This window comes from Nocardia sp. XZ_19_385 (genome assembly GCF_015355755.1).
Classification (GTDB): Bacteria; Actinomycetota; Actinomycetes; order Mycobacteriales; family Mycobacteriaceae; genus Nocardia.
On record NZ_JACVEE010000002.1, the window covers coordinates 1,891,768 to 1,914,990 of the forward strand.

Below are 23,223 nucleotides of genomic sequence, written 5' to 3' on the forward strand. Positions count from 1 at the left end.
CGGCGCGTCACCGCCGCGGCGCGGCTCAGGTGCGACGCGCGTGCCGGATGCGAAACATGGTGCGCGCCATACGCAGATGACGTCCCTGCCGGTCGAAGGTCGACAGGTTCACCGGCGCGCGGTAGCGCTTGCGCGCGATCGACAGCGTCCGGCTGAATTCGCGTAAGCCCTGGTCACCATGGCTGTGCCCCTGCCCGTACTCGCCGAGCCCGCCGAAGGGCAGCGCCGGTATCCCGGCGTAGAGGCTGGACGAATTGATGGTCACCACCCCGACCCGCAACCGTTCCGCGAAACCGGGCACGGTCGCCACGTCCCGGGTGAAGACCGACACCGCGACGCCGTTGCCGGTGGCATTGATCCGCCGGGCGGCTTCCTCCATCGACGGCACCCGGTTCACCACCAGCACCGGACCGCACGCCTCACCGGTGACCGCGACGCTTTCCTCCGGTACCTCGGCCAGCACGATCGGCTCGATATAGGGCTCCCGGAACGAGTCCAGCCCGCCGACAACGGCTTTGCCGCCGCGCGCCAGGGCATCGCGCACCTGTTTGCGCACCACGTCGACCTGCGATTCCAGGATCATCGGCCCATAGCTGGCCCGTTTGTCCGCGCCGGGGCGCAGCTTGCGCGCCTGCTCGATGACCAGCTCCAGGAAGCTGTCGTACACCGAATCGGCGACATAGGCGCGCTGGATGCCGGTGGGGTTCTGCCCCGCGTTCGCCATCGCGCCGAAGACGGCGGCCTCGGCGGCATCGTCCAGTTTGGCGTCGACGTGCACGACCATGGTGCCCTTGCCGCCGCGTTCGATGACCACCGGCGTCATGGTCTGGGCGCAGAGCGAAATCACCTCGCGGGCACCGGGATCCGAGCCGGCATAGGCGATCTTGTCGAGCTTGGCCCGGCACAGCGCGTTCGTGGTGCCCTTCTCGCCGGTGACGGCCTGCAGCACCGGCTGGCTCGGCGCCAGTTTGCTCCAGCTCTCGGCCAGCCACACGCCGACGCCGGTGGTCAGCTCGTGCGGTTTGAACACCACCGCGTTGCCGGCGGCCATGGCGTAGGCGATCGACCCCATGGGTGTGAAGACCGGATTGTTCCAGGAACCGAGGACGCCGATCACGCCGAGCGGCAGGTAACCGACCGAGGCGTGCTGGTTGCGGGTGAGCCAGGTGGAGCCGAGCTTGCGGCGATCCAGGACGCGGGCGGCGTTGCGGGCGGCCCAATCCAGGGTTTCCACCGCGAGCATCACCTCGATGGCCGCGTCCGCCTCGGGCTTCCCGGTTTCCTCGCAGACGATGTCCACCAGGTCGCCGGCCTGCCTGGCGATGCTGCGTTTCCAATCCAGCAGCCAGCGTTTGCGGCTGCCGAAACCCAGACCGGCCCACCACTTCTCGGCGGCGCGGGCCGAGCGGACGGTGCGGTTGAGTTCGCCGTGCCCCATCACCGCGTAGTTTCCGACGATTTCACCCGTGCGGGGGTCGTATGAGGTCAGCACATTCGAGCCACCCCGATGCCCCGCCACTCGTGACTGCGCAGACTCGGCCATTGGTCTCACCTCCCTGAATTGCAGGGTATGGGCGTGTTCGCGGCCCGACAAGGCGCTGCCGCCGCCACCGCACTGCCCTTGGTGGCCCGACCAGCGCCGATTCCGAATTGCGCCAATGGAATTCGGCAGCTGTGAGCAACAACACACTTAACCCGAAGCGGAACTGGGTACAGCGCTGGCGCCGCGGCCGGTTTCACCCAGCCGGTAACATCACGCCCATTGGGACGGATCTCCTCCGGAGACGCCTTGCCGCCCCGCCGATAGTGGAGAGTTGATGCCGAGCTTGACCAAGCCAGAATCGCACGTGGATACCCCCGGCGGGCCGGAACGCGAGACGACGGTCCTCGTCAAGGACGTGCGCAAGTCCTTCGGGGACGTCCATGCCCTGCAGGGCATCAGCTTCACCGCGGAAAAAGCCAGCGTGCTCGGCATTCTCGGTCCCAACGGCGCGGGCAAGACCACCATGGTCAAGATCCTGTCGACGCTGCTGACCCCCGACTCCGGCACCGCCGTCGTCGCCGGTCACGACGTCAACGAGGATCCGGCCGGGGTGCGCCGCTCGATCATGATGACCGGCCAGTACGCCGCCCTGGACGAGAACCTCTCCGGCCGCGAGAACCTGGAACTGTTCGGCCGCCTGATGGGCCTGCGCAAGTCCGCCGCCCGCAAGCGCGCCGACGATCTGCTCGAGCAGTTCGACCTGGTCAGCGCGGGCCGCCGGTCGGTGCGCAACTATTCCGGCGGTATGCGCCGCCGCGTCGACATCGCCTGCGGCCTGGTGGTCCGGCCCGAGGTGGTGTTCCTCGACGAACCCACCACCGGCCTGGATCCACGCAGCCGCCAGGGCGTCTGGGATCTGGTCGAGGTGCTCAAGTCCCAGGGCATCACGGTGCTGCTGACCACGCAGTACCTCGAAGAAGCCGACGTACTGAGCGACAACATCATCGTCATCGACAAGGGCACGGTGATCGCCGAGGGCACCGCCGACGAGCTCAAGGAGAAGACGGGCGGCAGCTACTGCGAGGTGGTGCCGCTGGATCCGAGCCGGCTGCAGACCGCCGCCGACGCGCTGGGTGATCTGGTGCCCGCCGCGGTGCTGGCCGATCTCGGTTCCTCCGATCGGATCTCCTTCCCCGCGCCCGACGGCGCGACCACGCTGGCCGAGGCGCTGCGGCGCCTGGACTACGTGGGCGTCGACCTCGCCGACATCGGGTTGCGCCGGCCGTCGCTGGACGACGTGTTCCTGTCGCTCACCGGGCATTCGGGCGGCAAGTAGTGACAACGACTGAACAGACCGGTTTCGAGACCGATCCGGCAGTGCTGTTCGCGCAGCTCCCCACGGCCAAGCCGTCGTCCTTCGCGCAGTGGCGCGCATTGACCGGCCGCATCGTGTGGACCATGGCGACCAAGGGCGAACTGATCGTCGCCTTCGTGACGCCGCTGGTGTTCACCGTCGGTTTCTATCTGCCGCTGAAGTTCGTGATGCAGTTCCAGGGCATCAACTACGAGCAGTTCGTCATGGCGGTGATCGTGCTGCAGACCATGGCCTTCACCATGATGTCGAACGCGCAGCTCGCGGCTTTCGAGGCGTTGACGGGTTTGAGTACCCGCCTGCAGACCATGCCGATCGGCATCCTCGTACCATTCTCCGCGCGGATCTCCGCGGGCCTGATCCGCTCGGTCACATCGCTGATCGCGGCGATCCTGTTCGGGCACATGATCGGTTTCCGATTCCTGTCCGGGTTCTGGCAGGCCGCGCTGTTCTGCGGTTTCGCCTTGGCGGTCGGCACCGTGCTCGCGATCGGCGCCGACGGGCTCGGCTCGCTCACCAAGAGCCCCGAATCGCTGAGCCAGGCGCTGACCTTGCCGACCCTGATCTTCGGCATGCTGTCCACCGGGTTCGTGCCGGAAAGCAGTTTTCCCGAATGGATCCAGCCGTTCGCGCGCAACCAGCCGATCTCGCAGTGGTCCGGTGCGATGCGGGCGATGGCCGAGCATGGTGTCACCTTGCAGGAGCTGTGGGTGCCGCTGATCTGGCTGGTCGGCCTGGCCTTTGTGTTCATTCCGTTTGCGATCTGGGCGAGTGTGAGGCGGTCATGAGTTCTTTGGGGACCACCGAGGCGCCGCCGGCGATCGAGACGGAGCACTGGACGGCGTTGCCCGAGGTGGCGACACCGTCGGAAAACGCACTGGCGACGCTGATGTCGCACAGCCTGCTGCAATGCAAGCGGCTGCTGTTCGGCTGGGCGCGCGACCCCGCGACCACCATTCAGACCCTCATCTACCCGGCGCTGACCCTGCTGATGTTCGATGTGGTGCTCGGCAATTCGATCACCAGTGCCACCGGCAAACCCGCCATTTACGGTCAGGTCGCGATGATCACGCTGGTGGCGGCCATGTCCGGCGCGGTGGTCAGCGCGCTCGGCTTCAAGACCGAGAAGGCCACCGGTCTGCTCGGCCGGTTCTGGACCATGCCCGTGCACCGGGCCGCCGGCTTGACCGGACGGATCCTCGCCGAAGCGGTGCGCGTCCTCATCACCACGGTGTTCGTGCTGCTGGTCGGGATGCTGCTCGGCTTCCGGTTCGATCAGGGCTGGGTCGCGGGCCTGGCTTTGATCGCGCTGCCGGTGCTGTTCGGTGTCGGTTTCGCCGTGCTCGTCACCGCGCTGGCGACCGTCACCGAGGGCGTCATGCTGGTCAGCCTGGTGAGCATCGTGAACACCCTCCTGATGTTCTTCAACACCGGGTTCGTGCCGAAGATGGCGTACCCGATCTGGTTGCAGGGTGTCGTCGAGAACCAGCCGATGAGCTGTGCCATCGACGCGATGCGCGGGCTGTCCTACGGCGGCCCGGTCGCCGATGCTCTGTGGAAGACGATCGCCTGGACGTTCGGGCTGATCCTGCTGTTCGGCTGGCCCGCTATCCGCGGCTACCAGCGCGCGGCTCAGACCGGCGCCTGATTTCGCCGGCGCTCAGGGTGACAAGTGGTCCGCCGCTGTCATCCTGAGCGCAGTGCGGAATCTTGCTCTGCCGCTGAGGTGAAGTCGAAGTCGACCCAGCGGTCGCGGTTGGTCCAGCCGACGAGGTCGTAGCGCCAGCGGAACGGCCAGGTGTGCGCGACGGTGTTGAACAGAACCGCGCCGAGTGCGGTGTAGTCGTCGTGCGCCGAGAGCAGCGCGCGTTGTCCACGGTCGGATTCGGTGAAGAACGCCTCGAACATGGCGATGGCCTGATCGGTGGTCAGGCGGCCCAGGCCCCACAGCCCGCGCATGCGCATCCAGTAGACGAGGCGGGCGCGCCATGGCCAGAGCGCTTCGATCGGATCACGGCCGGTTTGCAGTGCTTCGATCGCGGTGTCGATCAGGGCTAGCGAATCGGCAACGCTGTATCCAGTACAGGGATGCATCATCCCGCCCCGGGAGCCGAACGGAATCGCCTGCGCCACACCCTTCTTCGGCGGCGCCTGATCGATCGGATAGTGCGCGGCCTCGCTGGGCTCGGTGCCTTTGATGCGGATGCCGTGCGCGGCAAGACGATTCAGCGTGCGTCTGCGTAGCTCGTGTTGCGGCATACCGCCGCGCAGGCCGAGGCTGGTCTCCTCGAAGATCACCGTGCCGTCGCCCAGCGGCACCGAATAGAGGAACGACGGTGGCTCGTCCGGCCCCGCGCCGTTCTCCGGCCGCCAATCCAATAGCAGCCCTTCGCCCTCGGCGATCATCGGCGCGGCGGTCTCGGCGGAGACGAAAATCCCGTGCGCGCTCGCGGCCCGGCGCTTACCCAGCGTCGGCAGGCCGCGAGTGTCGAAAACCGTTGCGGCCCTGAGGATTGTGCCATCCTGCAGCTCGACCTCGCGGGCCTCGACGCGCGCCGCGCGGCCGGTGATGACGGTGGCGTCGTCGAGGGGGAGTGCCGCCCGCAGCCCCGGCTTGGACAACACGCAGTACGGGCGCGGAATCCGGTGCGCGGTCTTGGTCCACACCACCGGCGCCTCGATGCGCTGGGCGATGGCAGTGGAAGGGAGCCACTCAGGCAGCTCGTCGATCCAGCAGGAAAACGTCTCCGGCCACAACCGCTCCGGCCGCGGATCTATCGCCGCCACCCGAAACCCAGCCCGCATAGCCCGGTGTGCCAGCGCCCGGCCGGTCGGGCCCAGCCCGACCACGCACAGATCGAATTCCCCGCCCACGCTGCCACTCATACCTGCATTCAATCCGCTTCGCGCGCCCACTGGCAACAACCTGCCGCCCGAGTTATCAAGATCATCAGGCCCTGGTGGCGCGCCCTACTCGGCAAACGCCGCCAGGAATCCCTGATGATCTTGAAGTCGGCCTTACTTGGGGGTGACCCAGGTGGTGATCTCGGCGTGCACGACCTCGAGCCCGTGTTTGTCGAACACTGAAATCGGGACGACGATGTTCGTGCCCTCGGTGATCTGCGTGAAATCCGGAACCTCCGGCAGCTTCGCTACCGCTCGCAGCCCGGTTTCCGCCTTCGCCAGGTACTGCACATTCATCGCTTTCGGGATCCAGCGGTGGGTGGCGGGCACCGTCGCCTCGCTCAGCATCCCCATCGCCACCTCGGCCAGATTGCACGCCGCGATCGCATGGAACGTCCCGAGATGATTGTGAATCCCGAACCACTTCGGCGAGGTCACCTCACACAGCCCCGGCTCCAGCCGCACCACACTCGGCAGCACCGTGCCGAAATACGGCACCCGCGCCACCATCCCCAGCGAGAACAGCGTGTGGCCCAGCCGGTTGTCCGGCAGCTTCTTCCAGCCGCGATAAGTGGCGGTTTCCTTGGTCATGCCCGTATCTTACTCAAGAGTCAGTTCAAAGCGATAGAGCCAGCTCAGGCCGGTCTGACCGGGGATCGGGGGGCGGATTTGAGTTGGCGGATCGCGTCGGGCATACTGTTCGGGTTGCCTTGCACAGGGTCGTGCCCACTTCTGCGGAAGGGGTGGATCAGCGAGGCGAGTACCAACATCGTGTACTTCACCGGGAATCCGGTGTGAGTACGTCCGGGACACTGTTCCGAGCCTGAGATGAAGTTTTATCCAGCGCTGGGGACTCAGCAAAAGGGCGACACGCCCGACCGCGTGGACCGGAGAACCATGACAGATGAACAGCGGCGAGAGATCGGGCGATTGCCTCGATCGTGGTCTCAATGTGAGACGTCTTCGTGTGTTCGGGCTGTGTAAATGCAGGGTGGTACGGAACGCCTCAGGGCTTCCGGGATCACGAACGAAAGCGGAGAAAAGGACACTTAGCGTGGCGGGACAAAAGATCCGCATCAGGCTCAAGGCCTACGACCACGAGGCGATCGACGCGTCTGCGCGCAAGATCGTCGAGACGGTGACCCGTACCGGGGCCCGCGTCGTCGGCCCGGTGCCGTTGCCCACCGAAAAGAACGTGTACTGCGTTATCCGCTCGCCGCACAAGTACAAGGACTCGCGCGAGCACTTCGAGATGCGCACGCACAAGCGGCTTATCGACATCCTCGACCCGACGCCGAAGACGGTTGACGCGCTCATGCGTATCGACCTGCCGGCCAGCGTCGACGTCAACATTCAGTGACGGGGACTCGAGACATGACTATTGATAACAAGAGCAGGCCTGCGGCCGGCATCCTGGGCACCAAGCTCGGTATGACCCAGGTGTTCGACGAGAACAATCGCGTCGTCCCCGTGACCGTCATCAAGGCCGGACCGAACGTCGTCACCCAGATCCGCACCGAGGAGCGCGACGGCTACAGCGCCGTTCAGATCGCTTTCGGCGCCATCGACCCGCGCAAGGTGAACAAGCCGGTTTCCGGCCAGTTCGCCAAGGCCGGTGTCACCCCGCGCCGCCACGTTGCCGAGATCCGCGTCGCCGATGCGTCCACCTTCGAGATCGGCCAGGAGCTTTCGGCCGACGTCTTCGAAGAGGGCACCTACGTCGACGTCACGGGTACCAGCAAGGGCAAGGGCTTCGCCGGCACCATGAAGCGTCACGGCTTCGCCGGTCAGGGCGCCTCGCACGGTGCGCAGGCTGTGCACCGTCGTCCCGGCTCCATCGGTGGCTGCGCCACCCCCGGCCGCGTGTTCAAGGGCATGCGCATGTCGGGCCGGATGGGCAACGACCGCGTCACCACGCAGAACCTCTCGGTTCACAAGGTGGACGCCGAAAACGGCTTGCTGCTGATCAAGGGCGCTGTCCCGGGTCGTCGCGGCAACGTCGTGGTGATCAAGAGCGCCGTGAAGGGTGGTGCACACGCATGACCAGCCTCGAGAAGAAGGCCAACCTGACGCTGCCGGTCCGTGAGATCGGTGGCAAGACCAACGGCACCGTCGACCTCCCCGCGGAGATCTTCGACGTCACCGCCAACATCTCGCTGATGCACCAGGTCGTGACCGCGCAGCTCGCTGCCGCACGCCAGGGCACGCACTCCACGAAGACTCGTGGCGAGGTGCGCGGTGGTGGCAAGAAGCCGTACCGCCAGAAGGGCACCGGTCGCGCCCGTCAGGGTTCGACCCGCGCACCGCAGTTCGTCGGCGGTGGCACCGTCCACGGCCCGCAGCCGCGTGACTACAGCCAGCGCACCCCGAAGAAGATGAAGGCCGCCGCCCTGCGTGGTGCCCTCTCCGATCGGGCGCGCAACGAGCGCATCCACGTGATCACCGAACTGGTTGCCGGGCAGGCCCCGTCGACCAAGATCGCCAAGACCTTCCTGGCCGAGATCTCGGACCGCAAGAAGTTCCTGGTTGTCGTCGGACGCGAGGACCTGGCCGCGTGGAAGAGCGTGGCGAACCTGGAAAACGTGCTGCCGATTGCTCCGGACCAGCTCAACACCTACGACGTCCTCAACAGCGACGAAGTGGTGTTCAGCGTCGAGGCTCTCAACGCCTTCGTGCACGGCCCGGCCGAAGCTGCACAGGAGGAGAGCAAGTGAGCACCATCGCCGACCCCCGCGACATCCTGCTGGCGCCGGTCATCTCCGAGAAGTCCTACGGACTGATCGAAGAAGGCACCTACACCTTCATCGTGCACCCGGACTCCAACAAGACGCAGATCAAGATCGCCGTCGAGAAGGTTTTCGGCGTGAAGGTGACCAGCGTCAACACCGCCAACCGTCAGGGCAAGCGCAAGCGGACCCGCTTCGGTTACGGCAAGCGCAAGGACACCAAGCGCGCGCTCGTGACCATCTCGGCCGACAGCAAGCCCATCGAGATCTTCGGAGGCCCGGTCGCGTAAGCGCCTGGGAATCCAGAAAGTAGAGAAGAACTCATGGCAATTCGTAAGTACAAGCCGACAACCCCGGGCCGCCGCGGGTCTTCCGTCTCGGATTTCGCCGAGATCACCCGGTCGACCCCCGAGAAGTCGCTGATCCGCCCGCTGCACAGCACGGGTGGCCGTAACGCGCACGGCCGCATCACCACTCGTCACCGCGGTGGCGGTCACAAGCGTGCCTACCGTCTGATCGACTTCCGTCGGCTGGACAAGGACGGCATCCCGGCCAAGGTCGCTCACATCGAGTACGACCCGAACCGCACCGCCAACATCGCGCTGCTGCACTACAAGGACGGCGAGAAGCGCTACATCATCGCCCCCAAGGGTGTGACGCAGGGTTCCCCGATCGAGTCCGGCCCCACGGCCGACATCAAGCCGGGTAACAACCTGCCGCTGCGCAACATCCCGACCGGTACCACCATCCACGCGGTGGAGCTGCGTCCGGGCGGCGGGGCCAAGATGGCCCGCTCGGCCGGCATGAGCATCCAGCTGCTCGGTAAGGAAGGCCCCTACGCCACGCTGCGTATGCCCTCCGGTGAAATCCGTCGCGTCGACGTGCGCTGCCGCGCCACCGTCGGCGAGGTCGGCAACGCCGAGCAGTCGAACATCAACTGGGGCAAGGCCGGCCGTATGCGCTGGAAGGGCCGTCGTCCCACGGTTCGTGGTGTGGTCATGAACCCGGTCGACCACCCGCACGGTGGTGGTGAAGGTAAGACCTCCGGTGGTCGCCACCCGGTCTCGCCGTGGGGTCAGCCGGAAGGCCGTACCCGCAAGCCCAATCGTCCGAGCGACAAGCTCATCGTCCGCCGCCGGAAATCCGGCAAGAACAAGCGCTGAAGGAGGAGGTAAGAAATGCCACGCAGCCTTAAGAAGGGCCCGTTCGTCGACGACCATCTCCTCGCGAAGGTGGACGTTCAGAACGAAAAGGGCACCAAGCAGGTCATCAAGACCTGGTCCCGTCGTTCGACCATCATCCCCGACTTCATCGGTCACACTTTCGCCGTCCATGACGGTCGCAAGCACGTGCCGGTGTTCGTCTCGGACAACATGGTCGGGCACAAGCTGGGTGAGTTCGCGCCCACCAGGACGTTCAAGTCCCACGTCAAGGATGACCGGAAGAGCAAGCGGCGATGACCACTGAGACTCAGAATCCGACTGCGCGCGCGACGGCCAAGCACGTTCGCGTGACCCCGATGAAGGCTCGTCGTGTCGTGGACCTGGTCCGCGGCAAGCGAGTCGAGGACGCCCTGGCGATCCTGAAGTTCGCGCCCCAGGCAGCGAGCGAGCCGGTCGCCAAGGTCGTGGCCAGTGCCGCGGCGAACGCCGAGAACAACCTCGGCCTGAACCCGGCCACCCTGGTCATCTCGACGGCGTATGTCGACGAGGGCGCGACCATGAAGCGTTTCCAGCCGCGGGCCCAGGGCCGCGCGTTCCGGATCCGCAAGCGCACCAGCCACATCACCATCGAGGTCGAGAGCGTTCCCACCGCCGGTGGCGCCACTCGCAACCGCCGGAAGGGAGGGGCAAAGTAAATGGGACAGAAAATCAATCCCCATGGCTTCCGCCTCGGTATCACCACCGACTGGAAGTCGCGTTGGTACGCGGACAAGCAGTACGCGGAATACGTGAAGGAAGATGTCCAGATCCGCAAGCTCCTCGCCACTGGCATGGAGCGGGCCGGCATCTCCAAGGTGGAGATCGAGCGCACCCGTGACCGGGTTCGCGTCGACATCCACACCGCTCGTCCGGGCATCGTCATCGGCCGCCGTGGCGCCGAGGCCGATCGCATCCGGTCCGAGCTGGAGAAGCTCACCAAGAAGCAGGTGCAGCTGAACATCCTCGAGGTCAAGAACCCCGAATCGGATGCGCAGCTCGTTGCTCAGGGTGTCGCGGAGCAGCTGTCCAACCGTGTGGCGTTCCGTCGCGCGATGCGTAAGGCCATCCAGTCGGCCATGCGTTCGCCGAACGTCAAGGGCATCCGTGTGCAGTGCTCGGGCCGCCTCGGTGGCGCCGAAATGTCGCGCTCGGAGTTCTACCGTGAAGGTCGCGTGCCGCTGCACACCCTGCGTGCGGACATCGACTACGGCCTCTACGAGGCCAAGACCACCTTCGGTCGCATCGGCGTGAAGGTCTGGATCTACAAGGGCGACATCGTCGGTGGCAAGCGTGAGCTCGTCGCCGCCGCCGCTCCGGCCGGCGGTCGTGACGACCGTCCGCGTCGCGAGCGTCCGTCTCGCCCGCGTCGGTCCGGGTCGGCCGGTACCACGGCCACCAGCACCGAGGCCGGTCGGGCCGCTTCCGCGGAAGCAGCCGCTCCGGCAGAGAATCAGGAGGGCTGACGCCATGCTGATGCCTCGCAAGGTCAAGCACCGCAAGCAGCATCACCCGGGTCGTTCCGGAATGGCAAAGGGCGGCACTTCGGTGGCGTTCGGTGAGTTCGGTATCCAGGCTCTGGAGCCGGCTTACGTGACCAACCGGCAGATCGAGTCGGCTCGTATCGCGATGACCCGCCACATCAAGCGTGGCGGCAAGATCTGGATCAACATCTACCCGGATCGCCCGCTGACCAAGAAGCCTGCCGAAACCCGCATGGGTTCCGGTAAGGGTTCGCCGGAGTGGTGGGTCGCGAACGTCAAGCCCGGTCGCGTGATGTTCGAAATGTCGTACCCCAACGAGGAGACCGCTCGCGAGGCCCTGCGCCGCGCGATGCACAAGCTCCCCATGAAGTGCAGGATCGTGACCAGGGAGGAGCAGTTCTGATGGCTACCGGAAAACCAGCCGCAGAGCTCCGCGAGCTCAACGAAGAGGAACTCGTTTCCCGCCTGCGTGAGTCGAAGGAAGAGCTGTTCAACCTGCGCTTCCAGATGGCGACGGGTCAGCTCGACAACAACCGTCGTCTGCGCGTCGTCCGTCACGAGATCGCGCGCATCTACACGGTCATGCGTGAGCGCGAGCTCGGCCTGGCCACGGCACCCGCTGGCAAGGGAGATGCGGCATGAGCGAGAAAATCGAAGGGCAGCGCAACAGCCGCAAGGTTCGCAGCGGCTACGTTGTCTCGGACAAGATGAACAAGACGATCGTCGTCGAGCTGGAAGACCGGCACCGGCACGCTCTCTACGGCAAGATCATCCGCACCACCTCCAAGGTGAAGGCGCATGACGAGAACGAGATCGCCGCTGTCGGCGACCGCGTTCAGCTGATGGAGACCCGCCCGCTGTCGGCCACCAAGCGCTGGCGTCTGGTCGAGGTCCTGGAGAAGGCCAAGTAAGGCACTCTCTACGGCTGACAAGTCGATAAAGCAAAGGCCCGCTTCCCCTTTGGGAAGCGGGCCTTTTGCTTGTTCCTGGGTCTGACGAGATTCCACGCGTATCACTGTGCTCCACGCAGTAGACTGTGGTCATGGCAAAGCGGAATGTGACCGTTCAACTGGATGAAGAGGTGATCACGCAGGTGCGTGTGATCGCGGCGCGGCAAGGGACGTCTATCAGTGCTCTCCTGGCTCGGCAGCTCCGTGAGCTGGCCCAGGATGTGGACCGCTACGAATATGCAAGGGAGCGTGCGCTCCAGGCGATGGCGGAGGCGGGCGGGCATGGTGGGATTCGTTGGCGGCGTGAGGATCTGTACGACCGCGGCGAGCGGGCGAATCCGTGACCGTAAACGAACCGACCTTCATCGACACCAATATCCTCGTCTACGCGCATGACACCGAGGCGGGCGCACGGCATGTGATCGCTCGGGATGTCCTCTCGGACCTCTGGGCAAATGGCACCGGTCTGCTGAGTGCCCAGGTGCTTCAGGAGTTCTATAACGTCGCGACCCGCAAATTCACGCCGCGGATGAGCCCACCCAAGGCGCGGAACATCATCGCGTCCTACAGCGAGTGGTGCACCATCGACACCGATCCGCTGGTGCTCGTCAACGCTTCCTTCCTCCATGAACAACACTCGGTCTCATGGTGGGACGCATTGATCATCGAGGCAGCAGGCCAGTCCGGCGCGAAGTATCTACTCTCCGAGGATCTTCAGCATGGCCGGGAGTTCCTCGGGCTGGAGGTGCGCAACCCGTTCCGTGCCCTGCCCGATGACGGCACTTCCTGAGTGCTTCGCCGTAGACATCATTTGTGACGCGGCCCACCGATCAGTCCTGACGTACCGCGCCGAATAGGGTCGTTCACATGGGAATTCAGAGACCCACGGCTCGGGTGATCCTCGTCGACTCGGAGGATCGCGTGTTGCTGTTCCGGTTCAATCCACCCGCACCGTTCGATCCCGACCCTGGCTGGCTCACCCCGGGTGGCGGGCTCGATCCTGGGGAAAGCACTGTGGACGGTGCCGTGCGAGAACTGTTCGAGGAGACCGGATATCGGATCGACGGTGCACAGCTGAGCCCGGTGGTCGCGGTCAGTGCCGGGCAGTGGTCGGCTGACGACGGCACCGTGTATGACGCGACCGACTCCTATTTCTTCGTTCGCGCCGACACTTTCGAGGTGGACATCTCCGGTCAAGAGGAGGTCGAACGCAACGCGCTGTCCGGACACCGCTGGTGGGCGTTGCCAGAGTTGCGCGCTACGTCCGATCACGTTTTCCCGCTCGGCCTGGCCGGGCTGCTGGAACGGCTGCTCGCCGGTGATATTCCGGACGAGCCGCTGCGCTTGCCCTGGCGGTAGTCGCGTTTACTGCACCGTGATCCGGATGGTCTTGGTTTCGGTTTTGGCGGGCAGGCGGGTGGTGTCGACGGCGAGGATTTCGCCGGAGTCTTGGACGCCGTTGGGCAGGGTCTTGGCCTTCAAGGTGTACGGCGGCTGGTCGCCTTTCGAGCCTTCCAGGCCGAAGTCGCTGTCGTTGGCGATGTAGAGAGTCTTTCCGCCGTCGGTGGTGGCGAGGCCTTCGATCTTGTCGTGGGCGAAGAACTTACCGTCGGGGCTCAGCCGGTCGACCAGGCCGCCCAGGTCGAGACCGAGTTTCTTGGTGACCGGGGTGATTCCGGCCTTCTGCAACGCGGCTACGCCGTCGGTGGTGGGCACGGTGCCGACCCAGGTTTCCAGCGGCTTGCCGTCGATCTGCAAGCCCTGGTCCGGATCGTATTGCGCCCCAGCGATTGTGGACTGCGGGCCGATGTCGGTGGCGCCGGCGATGTCGATGGTCCACAGCTTCTTGTTCGCTTTGGGGGCCTTGCCGCCGTCGCGCTCGTCCACGAGGAAGGTGGTGTTGCTCAGGGCGGTGATCTCGGAGACGCCGAGCTTTTCCTTGGGGTTCTCCAGGGGGTACGCGAACTCCTTGACCGCCTTGGTCTTCAGGTCCACGGTGACGATGCGGGTCATCGGCACCTCACGGGGCGAACTCGATCCGGCAGTCGTCAGGCCGCTCTGGACGATGCCCACTAGGGTGCTGCCGTCCGGTGTGACGGTGAGGCCCTCCATGCCCTGATTAGGGGTCCGCAGCCGCAGCTCCCTCGGCAATCCTTGGCCCGGCGAGAGTCGCTCCAGCTCGGTGCCCTTGGCGTCGAAATGGACCAGGAACGGGCCGTATTCGTCGGAGACCCAGAAGGTTCCGTCGGCCAGCGCCACCAGGCCCTCGCTGTCGATGCCGTGATCGGTGGGCGTGAGCACGTTCCCGTTGAGGTCCTTCATGGTCTCGCCGGTGTCGGCCGACCGATCCACGAGTCCGTTGAACGGCTGCCCGGCCGGATTGCGCAGCAGAATGGTCGACTGCACCACGGCCTTGTTGCCGACCAGCTTGAACTTGGCGATCTGAGGGGTGAAATCCGGGATGACGGCGAGCTTCTCGTTCTTGGCCTTGCCGTCCACATTCGGCCCGCGATCGGTCAGCCCGTAGAACTCGTCTTTGGCACCCGGCACCGGCACCAGCGCCGACCCGTACGCGCTGCCCTGCACCGTCACGCCACCGAACTCGCCGAGAGGCTTGATGTCGGTGGTGTACAGCCGCACGGCATCGGTCGTCGTCACCTCGATGCTGTCCGATCCGGTGTACCCGGCGGCCGGCGTGTAGACCAGCGCGCCGTCGGTCTGCCGGGTGATGGTGCCGTGCTCCGGATTCGCGATGGCGACCGCCGCGGTTCCGCCGCTCTTGGCCAGCAACTCGTCCAGGCTGATCACCAGGGGCCTGTCCTTGGCGGCGGTGAAGTCCGCGGCCGGGTCGGACGAACAGCCCGCGGCCAGGGCGGAGGCGCACACGGCGACGGCGACGAACTGCGCGCTTCGGGTACTACGGCGAATTCTCACCCACGATGCCTACCGTCCCCGACCGACATCGAGTTGGCCGGTACCTGAACATCAGGGTGTGTCGCCGAGCCCCGCGCGGTCCAGGAGGTAGGTGATGAGGGGGCGGTAGTGGCTGGGAAGGACGCCGTCGTCGAGGGGGACCGTGACCGCGATTTTGCCTTCGGCTTGCCCTGCGAAGAGGGCCGGGTCATTGCAGTCGGCGAAGCCCACGGTTTCGATGCCCGCTTCACCGGCCGCCCCAGCCCAACCGTGGTCGGCCATGACCAGGTCGGGCCAGGTGCCGGTGCCGCGGAGTTCGGTAAGGATGGCTTGCATCGGTTGCGGGTCGTGCGTGTGGCGGTATTCGCCGTCCTTGCTGACCAGGGCGGCGACGCCTGAGGTGTAGGCGATTTCGCGGTATTTGAGGCCGTCGGTGGAGGAGGCGTAGCTCCAGTTCTCGGCGGGGGTGGGGATCGCGCAGCCGGCGGTGCGGAGTTTGTCGGCGACGGCGCGGTAGATGCCCATCAAGGTGGCCGGGTGGCCGGTGGCGAACAGAACTGTGGAGCGGCGGCGAGCCGCGTGCGCGAGGCGCTCGGCCATCGCGTCGAGGGCATCGATGGTGCGGTCGGGGTCGATGGTGTCGACGCCACGCTCGTGCGCAGGGTCGGGGCTGACACCGCAGAGGCGGGCCATAATGGCGAGGGTTTCCTCGAAGGTCCAGTCGCGCAGGCGGATTCCGAACTGGTAGCCGGGGTCGCGGGCGACCATCAGCCGGAAGTTCGCCAGGTTCGCCTCGCGCGAGGTGGCTACCTCGCCGGCAATCCTGGTACGAACCAGGTGCTCTCGCAACGTCTCTCGATCAATTCGGGAACCGCTCGCCACCGCCATACCTCCACTGTGCCCCGGGCGACCCCGGGCGCGCTAGGACATCGCGTCCTGTTTCACCGCTGTACGGCTGCGCGCCGCGCTGACCATCAGCGACAAGCCCACGCCGAGGCCGATGCCCAAGACTGCGGAGGCGGCGAATCCGGCTCGGTATCCGCCCAGGTCGATCGCGACGCCGGCGAGTCCGCTGCCGAGCCCGTTGCCGAGGGTCATGGCCGCGCCGTGCCAGCCGATCGCCTCGCCGCGCCCGCCCTCGGGCACGATCCGGCTCAATTGGTCGATCGAGGCGACAAGCGTTGGGGCGCAGAGCAATCCCGCGAAGAAGCCAGTGATCCCGAGGGACACGGCTCCGGTGACGAAGACCATCGGCACAGTGACCGCGCCGAGCGCGATGAGCAGGACATAGGTCGAGATCTGCCGGTGCAGCGCGCCGTAGGCGAGGCCGCCGACCAGTGAGCCGAAACCCCAGATCGCCAGGGCCACACCGAGCCAGCGCTGCTCGCCGAAGTCGCGCATCGCGGCGACGAAGGTCAGCTCGCAGGCGGCGAGCATGGTGATCGCCGCGCAGCCGCCGGCGCAGAGCGCGACGAATTCGGTCCGGAACCAGGCGCGCCGGGGGACAGCGGGCGTGCCGGCCTGCTGATCCGGGGAACGCAGCGGCGGATTCAGCACCCACATCAACACACCGGCCGAAACCAGCGCCATCTCCATGCAGAACAGCGCGACGGTGGTCGACATGACCACGGTCATGGCGACGCCGAGCACCGGCCCGATCATGAACGCGGCCTCCACCGACACCGACTCCAAGGCCAGCGCGGACTGCCGGGTGCGCTCGGTGGTCGCCCCGATCACGGCCTGGCGGACCACGCTGAAGATCGGAATCTCGAACAACCCGGCGAGGGCCGCGAGGCCCAGCAGCACCCAGTATCCGGCGAACGGCGCGATCGACCAGCACACCGCTCCGACCAGAATGGACGGCAGAATCGTGCGCCGCAGGCCGATCCGATCGAGGAACCGCCCGCGCCACGGCCCGCTCGCGGCCCGGCACCCGGTGACGACCGCGGTCAGCGCACCGGCTTGGGCGTAGGAGCCGTGCAGTGTCTGCACCACATGCAGGGCGAGCAGGACGCTGCCGGCGAAGAACGGGATCCGGACGAGCGCCCCAAGGATCAGCACATTTCGCGCTGCCGGATTGGTCAGCACATCCAGATAGGCCCGCACTCTGGAGAGCCTGTCATGGGCGCTGTCCGGCCGCCACCGATTAATCCCATGAATCCGACCGCCCGAGTAGGGCTTGCGTTATACGTATACATCTACTTATAGTGACGATAGACGAAAACCGCAGATCAAACAGGTACGACGGGCCGAAAGCAAGGGGCACCGGCGCTACTAGACCTATGCAAAATTGCGCATTCGCTAATGGAAATGAGGGGAATCATGTCCACCGATCCACAGCCCGTCGACGTCACCAAGGCACCCGAGGACCTCGAACAGATCACCTTGAAGGTCGGCCCCGGCGGCCACCGCGCACAGCGATTCTTCGGTAAGCAGATCGCCGAGGCGTACGAGGCCAGCAGGGCCGGCGTCGCCGTGACTCGCGTCTACCGCAGCCGCAAGGGCAAGTACGTGGTGCACAAGCGGCAGTCGAACTGGGTCGAGCTGGCCGACGTGCGCAACTGGGAGACGGACTGGAAGGCCTGGGTTTCGCAATCCATCAACCCCCTGGGCAACGAACCAGAAACGGGTGACTACACCGTCGAAATCCTCGACACGCTCGAGCAACTCCGCGAGCACGTTCCCGCCCGGACCTACCGCGAGGTGGCCGATGTCGTGCAGCACCCGAGCACCCAGGACCTCGACGTCTGACGTCGAGACCTCGAAAGGATCTCTCCCTCATGTTTGCTCGACTCGGGCGTGTCGTCGTCCATCACCCGTGGAAGGTGATCGGCCTGTGGGTCGTCGCCATCGTCGCGGTCCTGGCCTCGGCGCCGGAATTCGCCTCCACCACCGACCAATCCTCGTTCCTGCCTTCGCATTACGAATCCATCCAGGCAATGCAGCTGCAGGAGCAGGCATTTCCGCAGAACTCGGCACCGGCCGCGCTGATCGTGGTGGCCCGCGCGGACGGCGCCCCGCTGTCCGAAGCCGATTCCGCGTCGGTAATGGCCACGGCGACCGAACTCGCCGGTGAACACGTCAAAGGCGTCACCGGCGTGCAGGCCACACCACCGTCGGAGAACCGCTTGATCCAGGTGATCGCGGTGCAGATGGACAAGGTCACCAATCCCGCGGACAAGACGCAGGGCGAGGCGGTGAAAGAACTGCGCGAGCAGCTGAAACAGCGGGTGGCGGGCACCGACCTGAAGGCCGGCATCACCGGTATGGCGGCCTCGACTCTGGATCAGACCGAATCCAGTGAGAAGGGCATGGCCATCATCGGCATCGCCACGATCGTGCTGATCCTGGTGCTGCTGCTGGTGATCTTCCGCAGCCCGGTGATCGCGCTGCTGCCGATCGTCGTCATCGGTGCGATCTCCGGCACCGTCGGTGGCCTGATCGCCATGGCGGCCAAGGCATTCGACCTGGAGATGGACACCTCGGTGAATGCCATCCTGCTGGTCGTGCTGTTCGGCGTCGGCACCGACTACATCCTGTTCCTCATGTTCCGGTACCGGGAGCGGCTGCGCGCCGGCGAGGATCCGAAGACCGCCATGGTCAGCGCCGTCGCCCGGGTCGGTGAGGCGATCACCTCCGCGGCCGGTGCGGTGATCATCGCGTTCATGGCGCTGGTGCTGTCCAGCCTCGGGATGTTCCGGGCGCTCGGTCCGGCGCTGGCGATCGCCGTCGCGGTGGCGCTGGTAGCGGGGTTGACGCTGGTGCCCGCGGTGGTTTCACTGCTCGGGACGAAGGTGTTCTGGCCGTCGAAGGCGTGGCGGTCGGAGCCCAAGAGCGCGCGGTTCGCGGCGGTCGGCAAGGCGATGGGGCGGCGGCCCGGCCTGTTCGCGGTCGTGTCCGGCGGTGTGCTGGTGGCGCTGAGCGTGCTGGCCGTCGGGTTCAACCCGACCTTCGACCTCGGTTCCGGGTCGACCTCGAATGCTTCCGAATCCGTGGTCTACAACAAGGAATTGCTCAAGGGCCTGCCCGCCGGTGCGACGCAGCCGTCCGATGTGCTGTTGCGATCGGATGGTCCGCTGACCGGCAAGCAACTGGAGGGCTACCGCACCGCGCTGGCCCAGGTGCCCGGCGTCGGGCAGGTCGGTGCGGCCCAGTTGTCGGGCGACAAGACGGTGGCCAATTTCCAGGTGACCCTGGCCGACGCGCCGGAATCCGACGCGGCCCTCGATACGGTGCAGGGACCGCTGCGCGATACCGCCCACGAGGCCGCGCCGCCGGGTACGACGGCGCTGGTCGGCGGCATCACCTCGGTGTTCGTCGACTTCAAGGCGGCGATGAATCACGATTACAAGATCGTGTTCCCGGTGGCCGCGGTGCTCATCATGCTGGTGCTCGCGTTGCTGCTGCGCAGCCTGGTGGCGCCCTGGTATCTGATGGTGTCGGTGTTCCTCGGATTCGCCGCCACACTGGGCTCGACAGTGCTTGTGTTCCAGCACATTCAGGGTGATTCCGGGCTGATCTTCACGCTGCCGGTGATCATGTACCTGTTCGTCGTCGCGCTCGGCACGGACTACAACATCCTGATGGTCGCCCGGTTGCGGGAGGAAGCGCGGGAAGGGCGCAGTCCGCGGGAAGCCGCGGCGCTGGCCCTGCGGCACACCGGGCCCACGGTGGCGGCCGCCGGGATCATTCTGGCGGGCACCTTCGCCTCGATGATGCTGGCGGGCAACAACACACTGTCGCAGATGGGGTTCGCCATCTCCGTCGGTATCGGGATCGCCGCGTTCGTGATGGCGATGTTCTTCACGCCGGCCGTGACCGCGCTGATCGGGCGGGCGGCGTGGTGGCCGGGGCGCGGTGGTCGTGGCAAGGGCGGCGGCCCGGGCAAGTATGCCGAGACTTACTACGACCCGGAACATTCCGGGGTCGGTGATTCTTGGTCCGGCTGGGCCTGGTCGAACACCGGGCAACGGCGCAAGTGAGATGAAAGACGAAGGTCCGCTTCCGGATTCGGAGGCGGACCTTCGGCGTGTTCAGGGCAGGAGCCGGATCGTGGGTGTTTCCGCGTTGACCGCCATGACGGTTTCGCAATGGGCGCAAGTCAATTCGTACGGGCGGTCCAGATTCGTCTGGATCGATTCCTTGCCGGACTCGTCCCGGTGCGGGCAGGAATAGCCGAGATGTAAACGGACCCAAGGGGATTTAGTCGGCGCGACGGCTTGCAGATCCCGCTTGGTGTCGTCGAACGGCGCCCACCAGAAATCCACGATGGAGCGCAGCACGATGCGATCGTTGCCGTGGGTGTGGTCGAAGGAGGAGATGCGGGCCGCGCTGAAATGCTGGCCCTGCTCGGTGTCGCCGCTGCAGATCGCGCGCTCGGCGCCATACTTCAAGATCATTGTGCGCCCGGTTCTTTCGCAGATGAAGCAATCCAGGCTCAACTCGATCAGCCGCTCCCAGTACAGCCTCGACCGATGCTCTCGGTCGATCGGTCCCGTCAGGGCGGCGGTGATCTCCACGCTGCGCATCACGCGTCGGATCGTTGCACACGCTGCAAGCAGCAACCTAACTCGTCGCGTGTCCAGCGGTGCGTGTTGACCCGTCTGCTCCGTTTGCGAGGTCTCGGTGAGTTGGTGGTCAGGCCACGGCGTAGGGATTGCGGAGCTTGCGGGCGGCGTCCAGGATTCGGGAGACGGCGGCTGAGGAGATGCCGACTTCGTTGCCGATGCCGGAAGGGGTCAAGGACTGGTCGGCGAGGGTCAATATTTCCGCGACCTGCTCGACCGGCAGCTTCGACACGCGGCGCTCGATGATGGCGCGCGCGACCGCCCAGACTCCGTCTACCTCGTCGGGTTCGACGATGGGGGCAGTGTCGAGGGTTTCCTCGACGGCATCGCGGGCTGCGGCGATGGCGTCGAGAGTGATTCTGGGGTGACGGGGTTCAGGTCCCGGGTCCGCGTCGAGGGTGAGTTGTTCGACCACGGGTTCGGTGCGCGCGGGCCGGGGCTGGGGTGCGGCGACGGGCTCCGGCTGGGTTTCAGTGGGTCGCGGGGCCGAGGGGCTGGTCGCGGGGCTCGAGGCGTTGGCGTGGGAGCTGACTCGGGTTTCGGTGGCCGCGTGCCCGTTGGTTCCGTTCCCGCCGTTGGCCGCGGGGTACTCGTGACCGTTGTGCTGGTGACCATTGTGCTGGTGACCGTTGTACTCATAGCCGTTGCGCTCGTGACCGTTGTGCCGAACCTTGGGCACCGAACGAGATTCTGGAAACTCTTGCACCGCATGCCCATTGAGACGATGCAGCGGAATCTCGCTGCCATTGCGGGCATTTCCGTTGAGGTGCAACCACGGCTCGTAACTGTGGCCGTTCGTCTTCGACTGGGGCACAGCGCTGTTGGGCGGCTCCCGGCGCAGGTCGCGGGCGTTGTCGTCCACGATTTCCACGCTGTCGATGAGCTGCGCGTACCGCGCGGAAACCCAGGCGTGCAACCAGATCACGACACCGACCATCACCGGCGCGATCGAGTATTCCGCGGCCTTGCCCCAGTGTCCGGCGGCGAGATGCGGCCCCGCGTTGAGCCCGATCGTGGTGCCCAGCAACGCTATTTCGAAGAATACGATCTTGCCCCGGGGCAGCTCGCGACCCCATCGCGCCGCGGTCGTCGCCACCACCATGATGGTGATGATCGGAATCGAGATCATCGCCTCGATGCCGTAGCTGAGCCAGTACAGCGGATCCGACATGTCCCCGCTGGGCACCAGATTGTGCTGGACGTTCACCCCGGCCCAGACCATGCCGAGCACCACGACCGCGATCAGCGCCCGCGAAGACCATTCCGCCCGCCGATACAACTGCGCCAGCCGCGCATCCTGATTGGCGACCCGGCGGCGCGCCGCGAGGGCCCGCCGATGCCATCGCGCGTCGGCTTCCTCGACCCGCTTGATCGCCGCCGAGGTCCGCCGATCCCGCTTTTCCGTGGCGATCTCGTCCTGCACGGCCCGTCGCCGCTGCCCCCGCCGCTGCGCGCGAATCCATTCCGCGAGATCGCGTTCGGCCGCGATCTCCTCCTCGGAAAGCACCTCGACCAGCGCCGCGTCGTGCTGCAACGGCAGCTTGCCGCGCGCCGTCGCGACCCGCTCCGCCAACGCGGCAATTTCAGAACTGCCGGCTCCGCCGTTCGACTGTTCGTCGAGCATCGCGAACCTTCCCTGAACCAGGTAACGTGCCCACCGGACCGGTGGCGACAAGTTTGCTCGAACATACGTTTGATCGCAGCGAGCGTAAACCGGCTCCCCTCGAACGTCAACGCCAACGCCCGGCCGACTCCCGTTTTCGCTGGTGGAGAAGGCCTTTCGCGCGGCTCAGGCGACGGTGGTGTGCCAGACGAGCGCGGCGGCCAGGGCTCCGGCGCCGTTGACCGACCAGTGCAGGGCGATGGGGGCGAGCAGGCTGCCGGTGTGGTGGCGCAGCCAGGTGAACAGCGTCCCGGCCGCGGCGGTGGCGAGGACGGCGAGCCCGATGCCCGCGAGCTGAGCGGGGAGACCACCGCCCAGTAGGTCTGTGAGGCCGCGATTGGTGCTGGTGAGGCCCAGTGAGGAGGCGATATGCCAGAGCCCGAAAAGCAGGGAGCCGGAGGCGAATACGCCGCGAATCCCGTAGACGCGGTCCAGGGTGCCGTGCAGCACGCCGCGGAAGGCCAGTTCTTCGGGAATCGCGGTTTGCAGGGGGATCACGATCATGGAGGCGATGAGCGCGCCGGAGAAGGTGGCGTACCGGTCGGCGAGGAAGAACGGACGGGTCAGGGGGAGTAGCGCACCGATGGCTACGACGGTGAGAACGATGCCGACGGCGGCCAGGGCGTAGACGGTGCCGCGGCGCCACTGGCGCGGGGAGAGGCCGAGCTCGGACCAGCCGAGGCCGCGTTTGCGCATCAGGGCGAGCAGGATGACGGCCGCGATGGGGACGGCGAGAATGCTCGCTAGCGCGGTGGTGAAGTGCGCGATCAGATTCGTTCCGGCCAGCACGAGGACGACCACGGCGACATCGATATAGGCGTGCACTTTGCGGCGAACCGGGGCGGGATCTTCGGCGACCGTCTGAAGCACCCGGCCCAGTGTACGGATCGATCCCACACCCGCTGTATCCCCCGGAAGACCCGTCATCGTTAACGCCATACCCCGTCTGCGCGCCCTCATGG

General features: G+C 66.1%; 28 protein-coding genes. 19 read left to right on the forward strand and 9 right to left on the reverse strand.

All coding sequences use genetic code 11. From position 1 onward, the window contains the following. Positions 1-25: 25 nt before the first annotated feature. A complete protein-coding gene (locus tag IBX22_RS21460; RefSeq protein WP_194817290.1) occupies positions 26-1,543 on the reverse strand; it encodes an aldehyde dehydrogenase family protein in 1,518 nt (505 codons plus the stop codon). Between the two features lie 274 nt (positions 1,544-1,817). On the opposite strand from IBX22_RS21460, the gene IBX22_RS21465 reads away from it, so the two are divergent. Genes IBX22_RS21465 through IBX22_RS21475 form a run of 3 tightly spaced genes read left to right on the forward strand, consistent with a single transcriptional unit; the run spans position 1,818 to position 4,503 of the window. Then, the gene (locus IBX22_RS21465; protein WP_194817291.1) at positions 1,818-2,819 is read left to right on the forward strand and encodes an ATP-binding cassette domain-containing protein; all 1,002 of its coding nucleotides are present in this window, start codon (positions 1,818-1,820) and stop codon (positions 2,817-2,819) included. Beyond that, the gene (locus IBX22_RS21470; RefSeq protein ID WP_194817292.1) at positions 2,819-3,643 is read left to right on the forward strand and encodes an ABC transporter permease; all 825 of its coding nucleotides are present in this window, start codon (positions 2,819-2,821) and stop codon (positions 3,641-3,643) included. The genes IBX22_RS21465 and IBX22_RS21470 overlap by 1 nt, the downstream gene beginning before the upstream one ends. Then, positions 3,640-4,503 carry an ABC transporter permease gene (locus tag IBX22_RS21475; protein ID WP_194817293.1) on the forward strand — a complete coding sequence of 288 codons (864 nt, stop codon included), beginning with the start codon at positions 3,640-3,642 and terminating at the stop codon, positions 4,501-4,503. Before IBX22_RS21470 ends, IBX22_RS21475 begins: the two co-directional genes overlap by 4 nt. Before the next feature lie 38 nt (positions 4,504-4,541). Here the strand turns inward: IBX22_RS21475 and IBX22_RS21480 are convergent, their stop codons facing one another. Both IBX22_RS21480 and IBX22_RS21485 read right to left on the reverse strand, forming a co-directional pair. Then, a complete protein-coding gene (locus tag IBX22_RS21480) occupies positions 4,542-5,741 on the reverse strand; it encodes a lycopene cyclase family protein (RefSeq protein ID WP_194817294.1) in 1,200 nt (399 codons plus the stop codon). 132 nt (positions 5,742-5,873) lie between these two features. After that, positions 5,874-6,350, reverse strand: a complete 477-nt coding sequence (locus IBX22_RS21485; RefSeq protein WP_194817295.1) for a hotdog fold domain-containing protein — start codon at positions 6,348-6,350, stop codon at positions 5,874-5,876. Between the two features lie 463 nt (positions 6,351-6,813). Between IBX22_RS21485 and rpsJ the strand changes: the two genes are divergently transcribed. The 14 genes from rpsJ (at position 6,814) to IBX22_RS21555 (ending at position 13,477) form a co-directional block, all read left to right on the forward strand. Then, positions 6,814-7,119, forward strand: a complete 306-nt coding sequence (gene rpsJ, locus IBX22_RS21490) for a 30S ribosomal protein S10 (RefSeq protein WP_003938093.1) — start codon at positions 6,814-6,816, stop codon at positions 7,117-7,119. A gap of 14 nt (positions 7,120-7,133) precedes the next feature. Further along, complete coding sequence (rplC, locus tag IBX22_RS21495) at positions 7,134-7,802, forward strand: 50S ribosomal protein L3 (RefSeq protein ID WP_194817296.1); 669 nt, start codon at positions 7,134-7,136, stop codon at positions 7,800-7,802. Further along, entirely contained in the window at positions 7,799-8,473 is a 675-nt protein-coding gene (gene rplD, locus IBX22_RS21500; protein WP_194817297.1) for a 50S ribosomal protein L4, read from the forward strand. The genes rplC and rplD overlap by 4 nt, the downstream gene beginning before the upstream one ends. Then, a complete protein-coding gene (gene rplW, locus IBX22_RS21505; protein ID WP_030522697.1) occupies positions 8,470-8,775 on the forward strand; it encodes a 50S ribosomal protein L23 in 306 nt (101 codons plus the stop codon). Before rplD ends, rplW begins: the two co-directional genes overlap by 4 nt. 33 nt (positions 8,776-8,808) lie before the next feature. Further along, positions 8,809-9,648, forward strand: coding sequence for a 50S ribosomal protein L2 (gene rplB / locus IBX22_RS21510; RefSeq protein WP_194817298.1), 840 nt, complete (start codon positions 8,809-8,811; stop codon positions 9,646-9,648). A gap of 15 nt (positions 9,649-9,663) precedes the next feature. Next, entirely contained in the window at positions 9,664-9,945 is a 282-nt protein-coding gene (rpsS, locus tag IBX22_RS21515; protein ID WP_019045020.1) for a 30S ribosomal protein S19, read from the forward strand. Next, positions 9,942-10,343 carry a 50S ribosomal protein L22 gene (gene rplV / locus IBX22_RS21520; RefSeq protein WP_194817299.1) on the forward strand — a complete coding sequence of 134 codons (402 nt, stop codon included), beginning with the start codon at positions 9,942-9,944 and terminating at the stop codon, positions 10,341-10,343. Before rpsS ends, rplV begins: the two co-directional genes overlap by 4 nt. After that, entirely contained in the window at positions 10,344-11,150 is an 807-nt protein-coding gene (gene rpsC / locus IBX22_RS21525) for a 30S ribosomal protein S3 (protein ID WP_194817300.1), read from the forward strand. Between the two features lie 4 nt (positions 11,151-11,154). Next, entirely contained in the window at positions 11,155-11,571 is a 417-nt protein-coding gene (gene rplP / locus IBX22_RS21530) for a 50S ribosomal protein L16 (RefSeq protein ID WP_040704375.1), read from the forward strand. Beyond that, a complete protein-coding gene (gene rpmC, locus IBX22_RS21535) occupies positions 11,571-11,810 on the forward strand; it encodes a 50S ribosomal protein L29 (protein ID WP_194817301.1) in 240 nt (79 codons plus the stop codon). The genes rplP and rpmC overlap by 1 nt, the downstream gene beginning before the upstream one ends. Continuing rightward, positions 11,807-12,079, forward strand: coding sequence for a 30S ribosomal protein S17 (gene rpsQ, locus IBX22_RS21540; RefSeq protein ID WP_194817302.1), 273 nt, complete (start codon positions 11,807-11,809; stop codon positions 12,077-12,079). The genes rpmC and rpsQ overlap by 4 nt, the downstream gene beginning before the upstream one ends. Before the next feature lie 131 nt (positions 12,080-12,210). Beyond that, positions 12,211-12,462 (forward strand): ribbon-helix-helix protein, CopG family, encoded by a 252-nt coding sequence (locus IBX22_RS21545; RefSeq protein WP_194817303.1) that lies wholly within the window; start codon positions 12,211-12,213, stop codon positions 12,460-12,462. Next, on the forward strand, positions 12,459-12,908 hold the full coding sequence (locus IBX22_RS21550; protein ID WP_194817304.1) for a PIN domain-containing protein: 450 nt from the start codon (positions 12,459-12,461) through the stop codon (positions 12,906-12,908). Before IBX22_RS21545 ends, IBX22_RS21550 begins: the two co-directional genes overlap by 4 nt. Before the next feature lie 77 nt (positions 12,909-12,985). Further along, positions 12,986-13,477 (forward strand): NUDIX hydrolase, encoded by a 492-nt coding sequence (locus tag IBX22_RS21555; protein ID WP_194817305.1) that lies wholly within the window; start codon positions 12,986-12,988, stop codon positions 13,475-13,477. Between the two features lie 6 nt (positions 13,478-13,483). Here IBX22_RS21555 and IBX22_RS21560 read toward each other — a convergent pair whose 3' ends face one another. The 3 genes from IBX22_RS21560 to IBX22_RS21570 are packed head-to-tail and all read right to left on the reverse strand — an operon-like array spanning position 13,484 to position 17,137. Beyond that, positions 13,484-15,052, reverse strand: a complete 1,569-nt coding sequence (locus tag IBX22_RS21560; RefSeq protein ID WP_309234717.1) for an esterase-like activity of phytase family protein — start codon at positions 15,050-15,052, stop codon at positions 13,484-13,486. A 51-nt stretch (positions 15,053-15,103) separates the two neighbouring features. Further along, positions 15,104-15,919: a phosphatase gene (locus IBX22_RS21565; protein WP_194817306.1), complete on the reverse strand. Its 816-nt coding sequence runs from the start codon at positions 15,917-15,919 to the stop codon at positions 15,104-15,106. A 33-nt stretch (positions 15,920-15,952) separates the two neighbouring features. Then, positions 15,953-17,137, reverse strand: a complete 1,185-nt coding sequence (locus IBX22_RS21570; RefSeq protein WP_194817307.1) for an MFS transporter — start codon at positions 17,135-17,137, stop codon at positions 15,953-15,955. Positions 17,138-17,353: 216 nt separating this feature from the next. Here IBX22_RS21570 and IBX22_RS21575 point away from each other — a divergent pair, with 216 nt between their 5' ends. Beyond that, a complete protein-coding gene (locus IBX22_RS21575; RefSeq protein ID WP_194817308.1) occupies positions 17,354-17,782 on the forward strand; it encodes an EXLDI protein in 429 nt (142 codons plus the stop codon). Positions 17,783-17,811: 29 nt separating this feature from the next. Beyond that, entirely contained in the window at positions 17,812-20,013 is a 2,202-nt protein-coding gene (locus IBX22_RS21580) for an MMPL family transporter (protein ID WP_194817309.1), read from the forward strand. Between the two features lie 51 nt (positions 20,014-20,064). Here IBX22_RS21580 and IBX22_RS21585 read toward each other — a convergent pair whose 3' ends face one another. From IBX22_RS21585 to IBX22_RS21595, 3 genes are all read right to left on the reverse strand, one after another. Next, positions 20,065-20,562, reverse strand: coding sequence for a hypothetical protein (locus IBX22_RS21585; protein WP_194817310.1), 498 nt, complete (start codon positions 20,560-20,562; stop codon positions 20,065-20,067). 106 nt (positions 20,563-20,668) lie between these two features. Then, positions 20,669-22,222 (reverse strand): hypothetical protein, encoded by a 1,554-nt coding sequence (locus IBX22_RS21590; RefSeq protein ID WP_194817311.1) that lies wholly within the window; start codon positions 22,220-22,222, stop codon positions 20,669-20,671. 165 nt (positions 22,223-22,387) lie between these two features. Continuing rightward, positions 22,388-23,131 (reverse strand): CPBP family intramembrane glutamic endopeptidase, encoded by a 744-nt coding sequence (locus tag IBX22_RS21595; RefSeq protein ID WP_309234718.1) that lies wholly within the window; start codon positions 23,129-23,131, stop codon positions 22,388-22,390. Positions 23,132-23,223 lie beyond the last annotated feature (92 nt).

Excerpts from the sequence above, each read along its gene's own strand:
- rpsC (WP_194817300.1), top strand. The coding sequence starts at position 10,344 with ATGGGACAGAAAATCAATCCCCATGGCTTCCGCCTCGGTATCACCACC.
- IBX22_RS21465 (WP_194817291.1), top strand. The coding sequence starts at position 1,818 with ATGCCGAGCTTGACCAAGCCAGAATCGCACGTGGATACCCCCGGCGGG.
- rpsS (WP_019045020.1), top strand. The coding sequence starts at position 9,664 with ATGCCACGCAGCCTTAAGAAGGGCCCGTTCGTCGACGACCATCTCCTC.
- IBX22_RS21580 (WP_194817309.1), top strand. The coding sequence starts at position 17,812 with ATGTTTGCTCGACTCGGGCGTGTCGTCGTCCATCACCCGTGGAAGGTG.
- IBX22_RS21460 (WP_194817290.1), bottom strand. The coding sequence starts at position 1,543 with ATGGCCGAGTCTGCGCAGTCACGAGTGGCGGGGCATCGGGGTGGCTCG.
- rpsQ (WP_194817302.1), top strand. The coding sequence starts at position 11,807 with ATGAGCGAGAAAATCGAAGGGCAGCGCAACAGCCGCAAGGTTCGCAGC.
- IBX22_RS21480 (WP_194817294.1), bottom strand. The coding sequence starts at position 5,741 with ATGAGTGGCAGCGTGGGCGGGGAATTCGATCTGTGCGTGGTCGGGCTG.
- rplB (WP_194817298.1), top strand. The coding sequence starts at position 8,809 with ATGGCAATTCGTAAGTACAAGCCGACAACCCCGGGCCGCCGCGGGTCT.
- IBX22_RS21485 (WP_194817295.1), bottom strand. The coding sequence starts at position 6,350 with ATGACCAAGGAAACCGCCACTTATCGCGGCTGGAAGAAGCTGCCGGAC.
- IBX22_RS21475 (WP_194817293.1), top strand. The coding sequence starts at position 3,640 with ATGAGTTCTTTGGGGACCACCGAGGCGCCGCCGGCGATCGAGACGGAG.
- IBX22_RS21555 (WP_194817305.1), top strand. The coding sequence starts at position 12,986 with ATGGGAATTCAGAGACCCACGGCTCGGGTGATCCTCGTCGACTCGGAG.
- rplP (WP_040704375.1), top strand. The coding sequence starts at position 11,155 with ATGCTGATGCCTCGCAAGGTCAAGCACCGCAAGCAGCATCACCCGGGT.
- rplC (WP_194817296.1), top strand. The coding sequence starts at position 7,134 with ATGACTATTGATAACAAGAGCAGGCCTGCGGCCGGCATCCTGGGCACC.
- IBX22_RS21590 (WP_194817311.1), bottom strand. The coding sequence starts at position 22,222 with ATGCTCGACGAACAGTCGAACGGCGGAGCCGGCAGTTCTGAAATTGCC.
- rpmC (WP_194817301.1), top strand. The coding sequence starts at position 11,571 with ATGGCTACCGGAAAACCAGCCGCAGAGCTCCGCGAGCTCAACGAAGAG.
- IBX22_RS21545 (WP_194817303.1), top strand. The coding sequence starts at position 12,211 with ATGGCAAAGCGGAATGTGACCGTTCAACTGGATGAAGAGGTGATCACG.
- IBX22_RS21565 (WP_194817306.1), bottom strand. The coding sequence starts at position 15,919 with ATGGCGGTGGCGAGCGGTTCCCGAATTGATCGAGAGACGTTGCGAGAG.
- rplV (WP_194817299.1), top strand. The coding sequence starts at position 9,942 with ATGACCACTGAGACTCAGAATCCGACTGCGCGCGCGACGGCCAAGCAC.
- rplD (WP_194817297.1), top strand. The coding sequence starts at position 7,799 with ATGACCAGCCTCGAGAAGAAGGCCAACCTGACGCTGCCGGTCCGTGAG.
- IBX22_RS21575 (WP_194817308.1), top strand. The coding sequence starts at position 17,354 with ATGTCCACCGATCCACAGCCCGTCGACGTCACCAAGGCACCCGAGGAC.